The organism is Nocardioides albertanoniae (assembly GCF_006716315.1).
Classification (GTDB): Bacteria; Actinomycetota; Actinomycetes; order Propionibacteriales; family Nocardioidaceae; genus Nocardioides; species Nocardioides albertanoniae.
Genome location: NZ_VFOV01000001.1, coordinates 3,537,742 through 3,554,078 on the forward strand (window position 1 = coordinate 3,537,742; position 16,337 = coordinate 3,554,078).

A 16,337-nucleotide genomic window follows, 5' to 3' on the forward strand; every position below is an offset into this window, starting at 1 on the left:
GTCACCCCTACAGGGTGAGAGGTCACGTACGCAGGGCGAGAGGTCACTTCTGCAGGCCGAAGAGTCACCCCTGCAGGCCGAGACGTCACGTACGCATGCCGAAGAGTCACTCCCGCAAGACGAGACGTCACGTACGCAGGGTGAGGAGTCAGTTGTGCAGGTCGACAAGGCAGCCGTGCCACCTCGGTCTGCGCAACTGACTCCTCGCCGTGCAGGAGCGACCTCTCGACCTGCAGAAGTGACTCCTCGACCTGCAGGGTGACGTCTCGGCGTCAGACGATCTTGCGCATCCAGCCGAAGGTGTCCTCGGCGCGGCCGAACTGGATGTCGACGAGCTGCTTGCGCAGCGTCTTCCAGACCTCGCCCTCGCCGGCGGAGGCGATGGAGCCGCCGGCGTGGACGAGCTCGCCGACGGGGGTGACGACGGCGGCGGTGCCGCAGGCGAAGACCTCGGTGATCTCGCCGGACTCGACGCCCGACTTCCACTCGTCGATGCCGAACCGGCGCTCCTCGACGGTGTAGCCGAGCTTGCCGGCGAGCTCGATGATGGAGGCGCGGGTGATGCCTTCGAGGATCGTGCCGGTCTCAGGGGTGACGATGCGGCCGTCGGCGTGGACGAAGTAGAGGTTCATGCCGCCGAGCTCCTCGACGTACTTGCCCTCCTGGGCGTCGAGGAAGACGACCTGGTCGCAGCCCTGCGCGGAGGCCTCGGCCTGGGCGACGAGCGAGGAGGCGTAGTTGCCGCCGGTCTTGGCCGCGCCCATGCCGCCGCGGCCGGCGCGGGTGTAGTCCTCGGTGAGCCAGATGCGCACCGGCTTCACGCCGCCCTTGAAGTAGGCGCCGGCGGGCGAGGCGATGACCATGTAGGTCACGTGCTGGGCCGGGCGCACGCCGAGGAACGACTCCGAGGCGAACATGAAGGGCCGCAGGTAGAGGCTCTTCTCGTCGGTCTCCGAGGCCTCGGGCACCCAGCGCTCGTCTGCCTTGACGAGGTCGAAGACCGACTGGACGAAGTCCTCGATCTCGAGCACGGGAAGCGCGAGCCGCTCGCTGGAACGGGCCATCCGGGCCGCGTTGGCCTCGGGCCGGAAAGCCCAGACCGATCCGTCGGCGTGCCGGTAGGCCTTCATCCCCTCGAAGATCTCCTGGGCGTAGTGCAGCACGGCTGCCGACGGGTCCAGGCTGATCGGCGCGTACGCCTCGATGCGACCGTTGTGCCAGCCCTGGTCGGGCGTCCACTCGATGGTGAGCATGTGGTCGGTGAAATGGTTGCCGAAGCCTGGGTTCGCCAGGACCTCCGCGAGCTGCTTGTCGGTGGCCGGTTGGGTCGACAATGTGGTGCTGATCTCCATGACCATGAGATTAGTCCTGTTCTGCTCGGTCCGTGCTATGCGGGAGGGTTTGTGATGAGGACGCAGAAGGGCCGGGCGCAGAATGTCTGCGCCCGGCCCTCGAAAGGTTGAGCGTCTAGCTGATTACTCGCGCGGCGATCGCGTCGCCGACCTCGGAGGTCGTACGAGGCGCCGAACCGCGCTCGGAGAGGTCGGTGAGCACGGCGGCGTCGATGGCCGCGGCAGCCTCGGGACGGCCGAGGTGCTCGAGCAGGAGGGCCGCGGAGAGGATGGCCGCGGTGGGGTCTGCCTTCTGCTGACCGGCGATGTCGGGGGCCGAGCCGTGCACGGGCTCGAACATCGAGGGGAACTCGCGCGAGGAGTTGATGTTGCCCGAGGCCGCCAGGCCGATGCCGCCGGTGATGGCAGCGGCGAGGTCGGTGATGATGTCGCCGAAGATGTTGTCGGTGACGATCACGTCGAAGCGGGCGGGGTCGGTGGCGAGGAAGATCATCACCGCGTCGATGTGGAGGTAGTCGACGGTGACGTCGGGGAACTCCTCGGCGACCTGCTGGGTGATGCGCCACCACAGCGAGCCGGCGTTGACGAGCACGTTGGTCTTGTGGACCAGCGTCAGCTTCTTGCGCGGGCGGGCGGCAGCGCGGGCGAAGGCGTCGCGGACGACCCGCTCCACGCCGAAGGCGGTGTTCATCGAGGTCTCGGTGGCGACCTCGTGCGGGGTGCCGACCCGCATCGCGCCACCGTTGCCGACGTAGAGGCCCTCGGTGCCTTCGCGGACGACGACGAAGTCGATCTCACCCTGGTCGAGCACGGCCGGCGACAGCGGGGAGGTCGCCCCCGGGAACAGCCGCGAGGGGCGCAGGTTGACGTAGTGGTCGAGCTCGAAGCGGAGCTTGAGCAGCAGGCCGCGCTCGAGGATGCCGGGAGGCAGGTTGGGGTCGTTGGGCTTGCCGCCGACAGCGCCGAGCAGGATCGCGTCCTGCCCCTTGATCTCCTCGAGCACCGAGGTCGGCAGCACCTCGCCGGTGGCGAGATAGCGCTCGGCTCCGAGGTCGTAGCGGGTCTGCTCGAACTTGATCAGGCCCGCAGAAGCAGTGCCCTCGATGTTTGCCGCGGCCTCGAGCACCTTGAGCGCCTCAGCGGTCACCTCCGGGCCGATGCCGTCGCCGGGAATGACTGCGAGATTGGTCGTCGTTGACATATGTCGAAGACTAGTTGTCGTCGGGCAGCTGGCCGCCGTTGTCCCGCAGGTCGAGCGCCTGCTGAACCGCGGCGATCGTGTTCTCGGCGCTGTGCGGGTTGTCCGGGTCGTGGCTGGCCGGGCCCCATTCACGGCCGTACTTGTTGTATTCGGCGGGGTACATCGCGTACATGGCTTCTTCCTTCACACATCAGGGAAACAGGTGGTGTGGGAGAGAAGCCGGGGTCTTTGAGAGACGGAAGCCACCGCGACGAGGTGGCTTCTCCTGCGGTCGTTACCGCCGGGCCCCGTCGCGGCACTCGAGTACGAGAAAAATGCTCCGCATGGTGAATCGACGGTAACCCGGAACCGACCCCGCGTCACCGAAAATGGACGAAAGGTCCGCCATCCGAGACGCCCGTGCGCGCACTCGCCCCCTCTATCGGGAAGACTGTCCCTGTGAGCGCACCCACAGAACTGCCGGACATCGTGACCCGCGCCTTCGACGTCTCCCGTCGAGCGGGCTATGTGTCGTTCTGCCGCAACGAGACCGGACGGCTGCTGGCGACCCTGGCCGCGACCCGCAGCGGCACGATGGCCGAGTTCGGCACCGGGTGCGGCGTCGGCACCGCATGGCTGCGGAGCGGCGTACGCGGCGGGGCCGCACACATCGTCTCCGCCGAGCTCGACGAGCACCTCGCCAAGGAGGCCGCCGAGATCTTCGCCGACGACGAGCAGGTCGAGGTCATCGCCGCCGACTGGGGCATCCTGCGCGACCGCGGCCCGTTCGCGCTGCTCTTCCTCGACGCCGAGACCCCCGGCGGGGTCTCCCCCGACCAGCTCTCCGACCTGGTCGAGGAGGGCGGCATCGTCGTGATCGACGACCTCATCCCCACCGACATGTGGCCGCCGATCATCTACGGCCGCGTCGACACGCTGCGCGAGTCGTGGCTCACCGACGAGCGCTTCACCACCGTCGAGGTCATGGTCGCCCCCGACACGAGCGTCCTGATCGCTACCAAGCGCTGAGGTCGTCTGGATGTTCACCGAGATACCTCGGTGAGCAACCCACCCGCCGACCTAGCCGAAGAGCTCCTGCGCCAGGAAATGCCCCGACCTCGGCGCCCGCGGGACCGCGAAGATCGCCGAGCCGACATGGGCGATGTACTCGTTGAGGAGATCGACACGGCCGAGCTTGCGCTGCAGGTCGACGAACGTCTCCGGATCCTTCTGGAAGGCGATGAAGAAGAGCCCCGCGTCGAGCTGGCCGAGCGAGTTGAGCCCGTCGGTGAAGTTGTAGCCCCGGCGCAGGATCTTGGCTCCGCCGTTGTTCTCCGAGGCGGCCAGCGCGACGTGCGAGGTCGGGTCGATGACCGGTTCGCCGTGGCGTACGGCCTTGAAGTCCGGGGTGTCGAACTCCTTCTCGCCGCTCAGCGGCGCGCCCTCGCCCTTGTCGCGGCCGATGGTCGCGTGCTGGGTCTCGACGGTGGTGCCGTCCCAGACCTCGATGTCCATGTTGATCTTGCGGGTGACCAGATAGCTGCCGCCGCGCATCCAGGCGGGCTCGTCGGGGTCGGTGACCCAGACGAACTCGTCGAGCTCCTCGTCGGTCTTGATGTTGCGGGTGCCGTCCTTGAGGCCCATCAGGTTGCGCGGCGTCTTCTGGCCCTTGCCTGCCGAGGCGCGCCCGAAGCCGAGCACGGTCCACCGGGTGGTGACCAGGCCGCGTCCGATCCGGGTCAGCCCGCGGATGGCGTGGTAGGCGACCTGCGGATCGTCCGCGCACGCCTGCAGCGCCAGGTCTCCTCCGCACAGCTCCGCCTGGAGCTCGTCGCCCGGCAGCCGCGGGATCTCCTCGAGCAGCCTCGGCCCCTTGCCGGCCAGCCCGAAACGGTCGTCGAAGAGCGTCGGGCCGAGGCCGAGCGTCAGCGTCAAGGAGGCCGGCGAGAGGTCGTAGGCCTCCCCCGTGTCCTGCGGCACCCCGTTGGCGCGCGAGGGCTCCACGGAGCCGACCGGGTCGCCCTTCATCATGGTCGCCATCGCCGCCGACCAGCGTGCGAAGAGCACCTTGAGCTGCTCGGCGGTGGTGCCCTCGACGACGTCGAGGGACATGAAGACCAGGTGCCGCTGCGGCGGCGTCGCGATGCCCACCTGGTGGTCACCGGTGTAGAAGTCGTACGCCGTGGAGAGATCGAGCGCGTCGGAGGCCGACGCCTGGGCCGGGGAGGCGGCCCGGCCACCGGCGAAGCCCACCGCGGCGCCGACGACCGCGCCTCCACCGGCGCCCGCGATCAGCCGGCGCCGGGAGAAGCCTCTGGGTTCTGCTGACATCAGGCCGTCGCGGCCTTCTCCGCGAGCCGGCCGAGCACGTCCTGCAGCGACTGCACGGTCGCCGAGAGCTTCTTGCCGTCCGACGCCTTCAGCTCGGCGGTGTAGGGCCGGTAGCCGCCCAGCGACTTGGTGTCCTTGTAGCCCTCGAGATCGTCGGTGACCGCGGTGAAGCGAGCGTCGATGGTCTTGACCAGCTCCGCGTCGACCTTCTCCAGACCCGGGCGCAGCGCGGCGTAGGCCTGCTGGGCGCCCTCGACATTGTTGGCGAAGTCGACCAGGTCGATGTGGCTGTAGGCCTCCTCCTCGCCGGTGATCTTGCCCGACTGGACCTCCTCGAGCAGCGCGGCGGCGCCGTTGGCGAGGTCCTCCGGCTTGAACTCGAGGCTCTTGCCCACCTCGGCGAGCTTGGTGACGTTGGTGACCAGGTCGGCGGCGTACTTCTTGGTCTGGGCGGTGATCTTCTTCGCCTGGAACAGGTCGCGCTCGACGGCGTGGAAGCCGCTCCAGCCGACCGCCTCGTCGAGGTTGGAGGCGCGCATGTCGATCAGGTAGTCGAGGTTGCCCTTGTTGTCGGTCGGGTCGAAGCCGTCCATCACGAAGCCCTCGACGTCGGACTCGATCTTCTCGTAGAAGGGGCGCGCGTCGGCGTAGGCCTGCTGCGCCTTGGCGAGGTCACCGGAGTCGACGGCCTTCTGCAGGTTCTCGACGCCGACGACCATGGAGTCGATCTGGGTGCGTACGTAGGTGGTGTAGTCCTTCGACCCGCTCGCCAGCAGCTCGGCGGCATCGCCGGTGGGCTCGGCCGCGGCCTCGCCGGTGACCTTGAACGGCACCCGCTCCTGGGTCGCGCCCGGGCAGTAGATCTCGTAGTCGCCGCCACCGAGGGTAAGCGTGAAGGTCGCCTCGGCCAGGCCGGGTGCGAGATTCTCCTTCTCGCCGAGGATCTTCTGGCCGTCCATCAGCTCGACCTCGGTCAGACCGGCTGCCGACTCGTTCTTGACCGTGAAGGTCACCGGGCCGGCCGCGACGCTGTCGGTATCGAGCTCGCACGCGTCGCCGTCGGATCCGCTGACCATGCTCACCGCCACCTGGGTGGCGCCGCCCTTCTTGGTGGCCTTCGAGTCGTCGTTCTCGCCGCCACAGGCGGCCAGTCCGGTGACGCACAGCGCGGCGAGCGCTGCGAGGGAGATCGCCTTACGCGACATGGGTTGAACCTTTCACTGAAGACTCCTGCCGCACCTCGCGGGCAGGGTCGTTGAGGGCGCGCGGATCGTTGCCGCGGCCGGGCCTGCGCAGGGACTGCCACAGCAGCAGCCCGGCGAGGAGGATGAGGGCGACCGGCACCCACCGCTTCCACAGCAGCCGGTCATGGGCCGTCGCGTCGGCCGACCGGATCTTGTCGGCGAGGCCAGAGGCGTACGCCGCGTCGATCTGCAGCGCGGGGTCGACGGTGAAGGTGCGTGGCGAGGTCAGGCCGCCACCTTCGATCGTGAGCAGCAGCCGGCCGGTGGAGCGTACGTCGACGAGGCCGTCGTCGCGGGTCAGGACCGTGGCGCGGGTGGTGTCGGTCCAGCGGGTCTCGTAGGGGCCGGGGGCGGTGGTCAGGTCGAGGCCGACCGGGACCCGGTCGCCGGTGTAGGTCAGCAGGTCGGCCGCGGTGAGGCTGCCCGGCAGCGCGCCGGCCCCGGTCGCGTGCCAGGCGGTGTCGGCGTTGCCCGCGTGGCCGGTCGGGTCGCCGAGCTCGATCCGGTCCTCACCGACAGACAGGCTCGCCGAACGACCGTCGACGGACAGCTCGGCGGTGCGCCCGTCGGCGAGCGGCGCACGAGCCGGCACCTCGACCTCGGGCAGCGGCACGAGCGCGAAGAGCGCGGCGGCCACGGCGAGCGCCGCGATGGCACCGCCGAGGCGCAGCCGCCTGGCCAGGCGGGCACCGGGACGCGCGGTGGCGGGCAGGAGCAGCATGGCGAGCATCGGCACCAGGTAGGCCAGCCAGCCGAGCACCTCGATCACCCGCGGGTCGGCCGGGATGCCGAGGATCCCGGTGATCACCGCCGAACGCACCGACCCGTTGGGGATGAGCCACGACAGGTCGACGGTGTGCGCCTGGCCGACCGTGACCCAGCCGGCCTCGTGGCCGGTGCGCAGCGCGAACATCACCAGGCCGGCCGCGACGAAGACCAGGAAGACGCCGGTGACCTGGAAGAAGGTCTTGAGGTTGAGACGCAGGCCGCCGGCGAAGATGCCCCAGCCGAGCCCGATCGCGATCGCCAGACCCAGCAGTGCGCCGAGGATGGCGGCCGGCGCGCTGGTCGCGTTCTGGATCGTGGCGAGCAGGAAGACCGAGGTCTCGAACCCCTCCCGCAGCACGGCCAGGAAGCCCATCACCGCCATCGCCGTCATCGTGCCCGCGCTCAGCGCGGCGGCCGCCGCCTGCTCGAGATCACCCTTCAGCGTGCGCGCGTGGGTGTGCATCCAGCGGATCATCCCGGTGACGAACACGATGGCGATCACGCCGATGACGCACTCGAGCATCTCCTGCTGGCGCTGGGGCAGAGCCTGCTCGAGCAGCCGCAGCGCGACGCCCACGGCGATGCTCAGTCCGATGCCCGCGCCGACACCGACCCACAGCCCGCGCAGCGGCGCGCCGTTGCGGCGCAGGAAGGTGGCGATGATCGACACGATCAGCGCCGCCTCGAGGCCTTCGCGCAGGCCGATCACGAACGTCGGAAGCATTCCGGCAGAGTAACTTAGGCAAACCTCACCTAACAGACGAGGTGTCCATATTTTGCCTCGCGGTCACCTTCGCCACCTTCGCGGTCCGAGGCTCAGATCGCGCACCCGTCGGGGCCGCAGGCGTCGCCGTCGCCGACGATCGTGAGAGCGGGCTTGCTCTCGGCGTACGCCTTCTCGAGGAGCTGGGCGAAGAGCTCGGTCGGCTGTGCGCCGGAGACGCCGTACTTGGCGTCGACGACATAGAACGGCACACCGGTCGCACCGTAGGCACGGGCCTGGTCGATGTCGGCTTGTACGTCGTCGGCGAACTCCTCCCCGGCGAGCACCTCGCCCACCCTCGCCTCGTCGAGGCCCACGCTCACCGCTGACCGCGCCAGGACGGAGTGGTCACCCATCGACTCACCGCGGGAGAAGTAGGCGGCGAGCAGCTCCTCCTTGAGCTCGGCCTGCTTGCCCTCGGCCTTGGCGAGGTGGAGCAGCCGGTGGGCGTCGATCGTGCGCGCGTGCGGGGTGTCGTCGTGTCGGAACTCGAGCCCGGCAGCAGCCGCCGGGACGTTGGCCTGCTTCATCATCTCCCGGGCCTGCTCCACGGAAGCGCCGAACTTCTTCGCCAGCGCCTCCACCGTGGTCTCGACCGGCACCTGCGGCGCGGTCGGGTCGAGCTCGAAGGAGTGGTAGACGACCTCGACCTCGTCGCCGTGCTCGAAGCCGTCCAGGGCCGCTTCGAGGTGCCGCTTGCCGATGTAGCACCACGGGCAGACGACGTCGGACCACACATCAATACGCATGCTCCGAGAACGTCTAGTTCGGTATGAAACATTCCGCAACGGACCGATCTACCCCGAGACGGTCTCAGGGAAGGTCAGGGGAAGCGCCAGGAACCCACCAGGGATCTTCCAGGGGTCTGCCGGACGCGCGCGATCGCTGCTGTGGAACAGGCTCGTCGCATGATCCAGATCGATGCCCTCTCCAAGAGGTACGGCAGGTTCACGGCCGTCGACAACGTGACCTTCAACGCCGAGCCCGGCCGGGTGACCGGCTTCCTCGGCCCCAACGGCGCCGGCAAGTCCACCACCATGCGCATCCTGGTCGGACTCACCGATCCGTCCTCCGGCAGCGCCCATCTGCTCGGCCGCCACTTCTCCCAGCTCCCCAACCCCGGCCTCGAGGTCGGCGTGCTCCTCGACGCCTCCGCCCAGCACGGCGGCCGCACCGGACGCGAGATCCTCACCCTCGCCGCCCGCACCATGGGACTGCCGAAGTCTCGCGTGGCCGAGACCCTCGAGCGGGTCAGCCTGAGCGAGGAGGAGGCCGGCCGCCGCGTACGCAACTACTCGCTCGGGATGCGGCAGCGGCTCGGCATCGCGACCGCCCTGATCGGTGACCCCGAGGTGCTGATCCTCGACGAGCCGGCCAACGGTCTCGACCCTGCCGGGATCCGCTGGATGCGTGACCTGCTGCGCCGCTTCGCCGACGACGGCGGCACCGTGCTGCTCTCCTCCCACCTGCTGCACGAGATCGAGGTGATCGCCGACGACATCGTGGTCATCGGCAACGGCCGGATCGTCGCGCAGGGCACCAAGCAGGAGCTGCTGGCCAGCGGCGAGACGTACGCCCGGACCGGTGATCCCACCGCACTCGGCCGGGCGCTCCAGCGGGCCGGCCACAACGCCGAGCTCACCACCGAGGGAGCCGTCCGCACGGGCGCCGACCTCGCGACCGTCGGCCAGGTCGCCTTCGACTCCGGGCTGGTGCTGACCGAGCTCCGCGCCGCCGACGGCTCCGGCCTGGAGGAGATGTTCCTCCAGCTCACCGCCGAGACCCAGCGCGACCACCTCGACGCCCAGGAAGGAAAGGCAGCATGAGCACCGCGACCATCGCACCAGAGCCTCTCGAAGGCACCGTAGGCTCCGCCCGGCACCGCCAGCGGACCACGCCCGCACCGATCCCGTTCACCCGCGTGCTCTCCGTCGAGCTGCGCAAGATGTTCGACACCCGCTCCGGGTTCTGGCTGTTGGTGAGCATCGGCGTGCTCACCGTGATCGCCACCGCGGCGATCATCCTCTTCACCTCCGACGACGCGCTCACCTACGGCATGTTCGCCACCGGGATCGGCATCCCGATGGCCGTCGTCCTGCCGATGATCTCGGTGCTGTCGGTCTCGAGCGAGTGGAGCTCGCGCACCGCACTGACCACCTTCACCCTCGTGCCCAGCCGGGGCAAGGTGATCGCCGCCAAGGCCGTGCTGACGGTCGTCCTCGGGATCGTCTCGATGGCCGTCGCGCTCGGCGTCGGGGCACTCGGCAACCTGGTCGGCACGGCCATCGCCGGGGTCGACCCGGTCTGGGACCTCAGCGCGGTCATCCTGGCCCAGACCGTGCTGGCCCAGGTCATCGGGATGCTGATGGGTTTCATGCTCGGCACGCTCTTCCGCAGCTCACCGGCGGCCATCGTCGGCTACTTCGTCTACTCCCTGATCCTGCCGACGATCTCCAACGCGCTCGTCATGGTCAACGACTGGTGGCGCGACCACGGCGCCTGGGTCGACCTGAACTGGGCCTCCACCCGGCTCTTCGACGACGACATGACCCGGGAGGCCTGGGCGCAGCTCGGCACGGCCACCACCCTCTGGCTGCTCGTCCCGCTCCTGATCGGCCTCCGCCTCGCCCTCAGGTCCGAGGTCAAATAACCCGCCGAGTCGGCGCGTTCTCACCAGAAATCCCGTCGAGTCGGCGCGTTAGAACGCGCCGACTCGACGGGATTCTTCGTCAGGACGCGCCGACTCGGCACATCCCCAGGGTCAGCGAGCAGATGCTCGCTGGCGCTCGCGAGCTCGTTACCTCGCTGCGCTCCCCTCGGTGTAGTCGTCGTCGGACTGGCTCCACGAGAAGTGGGAGCGCAGGGTCTTGCCGGTGGCCTCGATCGGGTGACCGGCCTCCTCCTCGCGCAGCTTCTTGAACTCGACGGCGCCGTTGTCCTGGTCGGCGATGAAGCGCTCGGCGAAGGAGCCGTCCTGGATGTCGGAGAGCACCTTCTTCATCGTCTCCTTGACCTCCGGGCCGACGATGCGGGGGCCGGAGACGTAGTCGCCGTACTCAGCGGTGTCGGAGATCGACCAGCGCTGCTTGGCGATGCCGCCCTCCCACATCAGGTCGACGATGAGCTTGAGCTCGTGGAGAACCTCGAAGTAGGCGATCTCCGGCTGGTAGCCGGCCTCGGTCAGCGTCTCGAAACCGGCCTGCACCAGGTGGGACATGCCACCGCAGAGCACGGCCTGCTCACCGAAGAGGTCGGTCTCGGTCTCCTCGGTGAAGGTGGTCTTGATGACACCGGCGCGGGTGCCACCGATGCCCTTGGCGTACGCCTTGGCGATGTCCCACGCGGAGCCGGACGCGTCCTGCTCGACGGCGATGATGTCCGGGATGCCGCGACCGGCGACGAACTCGCGACGGACGGTGTGACCCGGCGCCTTCGGGGCCACCAGGATCACGTCGACGCCCTCGGGCGCCTTGATGTAGCCGAAGCGGACGTTGAAGCCGTGGCCGAAGACCAGGGTCTTGCCGGCGGTCACGTGCTTGGCGAGCTCGTCGTTGTAGAGCCCGCGCTGGTGCTGGTCGGGGGCGAGGATGACGATCACGTCGGCCTCGGCGGCGGCGTCGGCCGGGCTGAGGACCTTGAAGCCCTCCTCCTCCGCCTTGGCGGTCGACTTCGAGCCGGGCTGCAGGCCGATGCGCACGTCGACGCCGGAGTCACGCAGGTTGAGCGCGTGGGCGTGGCCCTGGCTGCCGTAACCGACGACAGCCACCTTCTTCGCCTGGAGCAGCGAGAGGTCAGCGTCGTCGTCGTAGAAAATCTCAGCCACGGGGGCTTCTCCTTTTCGTCGGTGGTCGACCTTGTCGTGACCACCAGTAGGGGTTGATGGAATCAGTTCAGACAGCTGATGGCGGAGCGGGCACCGCCACGGTGCGAAGGCTCCGCTCGGAGATCGACCGGGCGCCGCGGCCCATGCCGACCATGCCGGACTGGGAGAGCTCTCGGATGCCGAAGGGCTCGATCACCCGAAGGAAGTCGTTGAGCTTGCCGGTGTTGCCGGCGAGCTGCACGACGACGGTGTCGGTGGACACGTCGACGACCTTGGCCCGGAAGAGCTGGATCGTGTCGAGCACCTGGCTGCGGGTCTCCGTGGTGGCGGAGATCTTGACCAGCATCAGCGCACGCTGCACGCGCGCCTCGGGCTCGAGCTCGACGATCTTGATCACCTCGACCAGCTTGTTGAGCTGCTTGGTGACCTGCTCGAGAGGGGTGTCCTCGAGGTTGACCACGACGGTCATCCGGGAGATCTCGTCGTGCTCGGTCGGCCCCACGGCGAGCGACTCGATGTTGAAGCCTCGGCGCGAGAAGAGCGCGGAGACGCGCGTCAGGACACCGGGCTTGTTCTCGACCAGCACGCTCAGCGTGTGCTTGCCGCCGGTCTTCACAGGCTGGATCGTCATCACAGATCGTCCTCGTCGAACTCGGGCGCGAGGTCGCGCGCGTACTGGATCTCGTCGTTCGAGGAGCCGGCGGCGACCATCGGCCAGACCATGGCGTCCTTGTTGACCCGGAAGTCGACGACGACGGGCATGTCGTTGATCTCCATGGCCTTCTCGATGGTGGAGTCGACGTCCTCGGCCGAGTCACAGGCCAGACCGACACAGCCGTACGCCTCGGCCAGCTTCGGGAAGTCGGGGATGCGGGGCGAGCCCGTTCCGAGACGATCCGTGTGCCGTTGCAGGTTGGTGTTGGAGTAGCGCTCGCCGTAGAACAGCGTCTGCCACTGGCGCACCATGCCGAGGTTGTCGTTGTTGATGACCGCCACCTTGATCGGGATGCCCTCGATCGCGCAGGTGGCGAGCTCCTGGTTGGTCATCTGGAAGCAGCCGTCGCCGTCGATCGACCACACGGTGGAGTCGGGCATGCCGACCTTCGCGCCCATCGCCGCCGGCACGGAGTAGCCCATCGTGCCCAGACCACCGGAGTTGATCCAGGTGTTGGGGTTCTCGTAGCCGATGAACTGCGCGGCCCACATCTGGTGCTGGCCGACGCCGGCGGTGAAGATCGTCTCCGAGCCGGAGATGTGACCGAGCCGCTCGATGACGTACTGCGGGGAGAGGCCCTCGGTGGGCAGGTCGTAGCCGAGCGGGTAGGACTTCTTGATCCCGGCCATGAAGGCGATCCAGCCCTCGTAGTCGCCCTCCTTGCCGGCCGCCTTCTCGGCGGTGAGCACCGCGATCAGGTCGGTGAGCACCTCACGCACGTCGCCCACGATCGGCACGTCGGCGTAGCGGTTCTTGCCGATCTCGGCCGGGTCGATGTCGGCGTGGATCACCTTGGCGTTGGGTGCGAAGGAGTCCAGGTTGCCGGTGACGCGGTCGTCGAAGCGGGCACCCAGGCTGATGATCAGGTCGGACTTCTGCAGGCCGGCGACCGCAGGGACGGTGCCGTGCATGCCCGGCATACCGAGGTGCTGCGGGTGCGAGTCGGGGAACGCGCCGCGGGCCATCAGCGTGGTCACGACCGGGATCCCGGTCAGCACGGCCAGCTCCATCAGCTCGCGGTGGGCACCGGAGCGGATCGTGCCACCGCCGACGTAGAGGACCGGCTTCCTGGCCTCCAGCATCAGGCGTGCCGCCTCGCGGATCTGCTTGGCGTGGGGCCTGGTCACCGGGCGGTAGCCCGGCAGGTGGAGCTCGGTCGGCCACCGGTAGGTGGTGGTGGCCTGCAACGCCGACTTGGTGACGTCGACGAGGACCGGACCCGGGCGCCCGGAGGCGGCCAGGTGGAAGGCCTCAGCGACCCGCTGCGGGATCTCCGCGGGGTCGGTGACGAGGAAGCTGTGCTTGGTGATCGGCATCGTGATGCCGCGGATGTCGGCCTCTTGGAAGCCGTCGGTGCCGATCAGGTTGGCGGCCACCTGCCCGGTGATCGCGACCATGGGCACCGAGTCCATGTTGGCGTCGGCCAGCGGGGTGACCAGGTTGGTCGCGCCCGGGCCGCTCGTCGCCATGCAGACGCCGACCTTGCCGGTCGCGGCCGCGTAGCCCTGGGCCGCGTGGCCGGCGCCCTGCTCGTGGCGTACGAGAATGTGGCGGATCTTCGAGTCCATCAGCGGGTCGTACGCCGGAAGGATCGCCCCTCCCGGAATGCCGAAGATGTCCTCGACCCCCGCTGCTTCCAGCGACTTGACCAGGCTCTGTGCGCCTGTCATCTGCTCGCTCATATCCGTCGCCATCCTGTCGGCCCTGTCGGCACTGTCTACTCCGTCGAAACTGTTGGAAGGTGCTGTTCTCGTGCAATAAAAAACCCTCCGGCCCGGTGGGCAACGGAGGGAGACGCGTCGTCTGGGGCCAGTGGCTCCTAGGCGACGCGCCTGATAAGTACGAGAATGTTCTGCAACATGCTCACACGTTAACCCCATGTGTCGCGCCGTGTCACCTCACCCTATCGCGCGTCCCAGGATCTGAGATCACCGTCCCAGTATCTGTCAGTCGTTCGGGGTAGCGGCTCCCATCAGGCGCTGACGGAGGAAGGTCCAGGCGAAGGCGGAGAGGTGAGCGGCCTGGGCGTTGTTGGCGGCGCCGCCATGACCTCCCTCGATGTTCTCGTAGTAGGTGACGTCCTTGCCGGTCGCGGCCAGCAGCGCAGCCATCTTGCGGGCATGGCCGGGGTGGACGCGGTCGTCCTTGGTGGAGGTGGTGAGCAGCACGGGCGGGTAGGTCTTCGCCTCCTCGAGCAGGTGGTAGGGCGAGAACGTCCGGATGAACTCCCACTCCTCCGGCACGTCGGGGTCGCCGTACTCGGCCATCCACGACGCCCCTGCGAGCAGGTGGGAGTAGCGCAACATGTCGAGCAGCGGCACCTGGATCACGAGAGCACCGAACAGCTCGGGGTAGCTGGTGAGCATGTTGCCGGTCAGCAGCCCGCCGTTGGAGCCACCCTGTGCCCCGAGATGCTCGGCGTCGGTCACCCCGGTCTCGGCGAGATGGCGCGCGACGGCGGCGAAGTCCTCGTACGCCGTGTGCCGGTGCTCCTTCAGGGCCGCCTGGTGCCAGGCCGGGCCGTACTCGCCTCCCCCGCGGATGTTGGCCACCACGTAGACGCCGCCCTCCTCGAGCCAGGCGCGCCCGACACCGGCGGAGTAGCCGGGTGTCATCGGGATCTCGAAGCCGCCGTAGCCGTAGAGCAGGGTCGGGGCCGGGCCGCCGCTGCCGGCGAGGGCGGCCTCGGATCCGACGATGAAGTAGGGCACCCGGGTGCCGTCGAGGGAGACCGCGAAGCGCTGGTCGGCGACGAGGCCGTCGGCCTCGAACCACGCCGGCGCCGACTTGAGCACCTCGGGAGCAGCCGCGGCCGTGGCCGGGTCGCCCAGCGTGGTCGTCGCGTAGGTCGTCGGGGTCAGGTAGCCGCTGGTGACGACCCAGACCTCGTCGGACTCGACCGCGTCGACGGCCCGGGTGCCGACCGCAGCCACCGGGTCGGTCGCCGGGAACTCGGAGCGCGTCCAGCCATCGCGCCCACCTGCTTCTCCTGACCCCGCACGCCCCGAGGCCGGAGGCGTCAAGATGTGCAGCTTGTTCTTCACGTCGTCGAACACGTTGAGGACGAGATGGTTGCGGGTCCAGGTGGCGCCCGCGAGCGAGGTGGAGGCCGTGGGCTCGAAGAGCACGGTGAGGTCGCGCTGACCGGCGAGGAAGCTGTCGGCCTCGATCGCCAGCAGCGACCCGGCGGCGTACGTCGTCTCCTCGGGGGTCCACTCCTCACGCAGGTCGATCACCAACCACTCCCGGTGGAACCCGGCCTCGGCCGAGTCGGGGATGTCGAGCTTGGTGAGGGTCTGCTCGGGAGTGCCGGGCTCGGTGACGACGTAGGTCTCCGAGCGGTAGAACGCGATCGAGCGGCTGACCAGGTCGCGCTCGAAGCCGGGGGTGTGCAGGTGGCGGGCGGCGATGTACATGTCGTCGTCGGTGCCCTCGTAGACCACCGCCGCCTCGTCGAACGGCGTGCCGCGACGCCACAGCTTCACGATGCGCGGATAGCCCGACGGAGTGAGGCTTCCCGGCCCGAAGTCGGTGAAGACGTAGACCGCGTCGGGGCCGCACCAGGAGAGCCCGCCCTTGGCTCCGCCCTGCTCGACGGCACGGGTGAAGCCGCCGTCCTCAGGTGCCACGAACGCCTTCTCCACCAGGTCGAACTCCCTGGTCACATCGGCGTCGGAGCCGCCCGGCGAGAGGTCGAGGAGCACCTTGCGCCAGGGCTCGCCGGGCTCCGGCCGGAGCACTGAGGCGCCGTGCCACACCCAGTTCTCGCCCTCCTCGGCCGCGAGCGCGTCGAGGTCGAGCAGGGTCTCCCACACCGGGTCGTCGGTGCGGTAGGACTCCGGCGTCGTACGCCGCCAGATGCCGCGCTCGTGGTCGGCGTCGCGCCAGAAGTTGTAGTAGTGCTCCCCGAGCCGGGAGACCTCCGGGATGCGGTCGTCGGAGTCGAGCACCTCGAGGATCCGTGCCTCGATCTTGGCGAACTCCGGATCCGCGCCGACGCTCGCGTGAGCCTCCTCGTTGCGCGCCCGCACCCAGGCCAGCGCCTCGGCGCCCTCGACCTCTTCCAGCCACTCGAACGGGTCTTTCGCGGTCGGGTCCAGCGGGGTCTCGACGGTCGGCTCGGAGGTCATGCCGGAAGGCTACTTCCCGATGTGCGAGTTG

14 protein-coding genes are annotated in these 16,337 nt (G+C 68.9%); 3 read left to right on the forward strand and 11 right to left on the reverse strand.

Annotation, left to right across the window (positions count from 1 at the left end; genetic code table 11):
• Positions 1-272: 272 nt before the first annotated feature.
• The 3 genes from FB381_RS16970 to FB381_RS23960 form a co-directional block, all read right to left on the reverse strand.
• Positions 273-1,352 (reverse strand): branched-chain amino acid aminotransferase, encoded by a 1,080-nt coding sequence (locus tag FB381_RS16970; protein ID WP_170225200.1) that lies wholly within the window; start codon positions 1,350-1,352, stop codon positions 273-275.
• A gap of 115 nt (positions 1,353-1,467) precedes the next feature.
• On the reverse strand, positions 1,468-2,553 hold the full coding sequence (locus tag FB381_RS16975) for a 3-isopropylmalate dehydrogenase (RefSeq protein ID WP_141781372.1): 1,086 nt from the start codon (positions 2,551-2,553) through the stop codon (positions 1,468-1,470).
• A gap of 10 nt (positions 2,554-2,563) precedes the next feature.
• The gene (locus FB381_RS23960; protein WP_170225201.1) at positions 2,564-2,725 is read right to left on the reverse strand and encodes a hypothetical protein; all 162 of its coding nucleotides are present in this window, start codon (positions 2,723-2,725) and stop codon (positions 2,564-2,566) included.
• 266 nt (positions 2,726-2,991) lie between these two features.
• Here FB381_RS23960 and FB381_RS16980 point away from each other — a divergent pair, with 266 nt between their 5' ends.
• A complete protein-coding gene (locus FB381_RS16980; protein WP_141781373.1) occupies positions 2,992-3,561 on the forward strand; it encodes an O-methyltransferase in 570 nt (189 codons plus the stop codon).
• A gap of 51 nt (positions 3,562-3,612) precedes the next feature.
• Here the strand turns inward: FB381_RS16980 and efeB are convergent, their stop codons facing one another.
• The 4 genes from efeB to FB381_RS17000 form a co-directional block, all read right to left on the reverse strand.
• The gene (gene efeB / locus FB381_RS16985) at positions 3,613-4,863 is read right to left on the reverse strand and encodes an iron uptake transporter deferrochelatase/peroxidase subunit (protein ID WP_141781374.1); all 1,251 of its coding nucleotides are present in this window, start codon (positions 4,861-4,863) and stop codon (positions 3,613-3,615) included.
• The gene (gene efeO, locus FB381_RS16990; RefSeq protein ID WP_141781375.1) at positions 4,863-6,068 is read right to left on the reverse strand and encodes an iron uptake system protein EfeO; all 1,206 of its coding nucleotides are present in this window, start codon (positions 6,066-6,068) and stop codon (positions 4,863-4,865) included. Before efeO ends, efeB begins: the two co-directional genes overlap by 1 nt.
• Positions 6,058-7,599 carry an iron uptake transporter permease EfeU gene (gene efeU, locus FB381_RS16995; RefSeq protein ID WP_141781376.1) on the reverse strand — a complete coding sequence of 514 codons (1,542 nt, stop codon included), beginning with the start codon at positions 7,597-7,599 and terminating at the stop codon, positions 6,058-6,060. The genes efeO and efeU overlap by 11 nt, the downstream gene beginning before the upstream one ends.
• Positions 7,600-7,691: 92 nt before the next feature.
• Positions 7,692-8,387, reverse strand: a complete 696-nt coding sequence (locus tag FB381_RS17000) for a DsbA family oxidoreductase (protein WP_141781377.1) — start codon at positions 8,385-8,387, stop codon at positions 7,692-7,694.
• 159 nt (positions 8,388-8,546) lie between these two features.
• On the opposite strand from FB381_RS17000, the gene FB381_RS17005 reads away from it, so the two are divergent.
• Both FB381_RS17005 and FB381_RS17010 read left to right on the forward strand, forming a co-directional pair.
• Positions 8,547-9,464 (forward strand): ABC transporter ATP-binding protein, encoded by a 918-nt coding sequence (locus FB381_RS17005; protein WP_141781378.1) that lies wholly within the window; start codon positions 8,547-8,549, stop codon positions 9,462-9,464.
• Complete coding sequence (locus FB381_RS17010; RefSeq protein WP_141781379.1) at positions 9,461-10,288, forward strand: ABC transporter permease; 828 nt, start codon at positions 9,461-9,463, stop codon at positions 10,286-10,288. The genes FB381_RS17005 and FB381_RS17010 overlap by 4 nt, the downstream gene beginning before the upstream one ends.
• Before the next feature lie 147 nt (positions 10,289-10,435).
• Here the strand turns inward: FB381_RS17010 and ilvC are convergent, their stop codons facing one another.
• The 4 genes from ilvC to FB381_RS17030 form a co-directional block, all read right to left on the reverse strand.
• Entirely contained in the window at positions 10,436-11,461 is a 1,026-nt protein-coding gene (ilvC, locus tag FB381_RS17015; RefSeq protein WP_141781380.1) for a ketol-acid reductoisomerase, read from the reverse strand.
• Between the two features lie 67 nt (positions 11,462-11,528).
• Positions 11,529-12,092 (reverse strand): acetolactate synthase small subunit, encoded by a 564-nt coding sequence (gene ilvN, locus FB381_RS17020; protein ID WP_141781381.1) that lies wholly within the window; start codon positions 12,090-12,092, stop codon positions 11,529-11,531.
• Positions 12,092-13,858, reverse strand: coding sequence for an acetolactate synthase large subunit (locus FB381_RS17025; RefSeq protein ID WP_246088161.1), 1,767 nt, complete (start codon positions 13,856-13,858; stop codon positions 12,092-12,094). The genes ilvN and FB381_RS17025 overlap by 1 nt, the downstream gene beginning before the upstream one ends.
• A 264-nt stretch (positions 13,859-14,122) precedes the next feature.
• Positions 14,123-16,306, reverse strand: a complete 2,184-nt coding sequence (locus FB381_RS17030; protein WP_141781383.1) for a prolyl oligopeptidase family serine peptidase — start codon at positions 16,304-16,306, stop codon at positions 14,123-14,125.
• Positions 16,307-16,337: the final 31 nt, after the last annotated feature.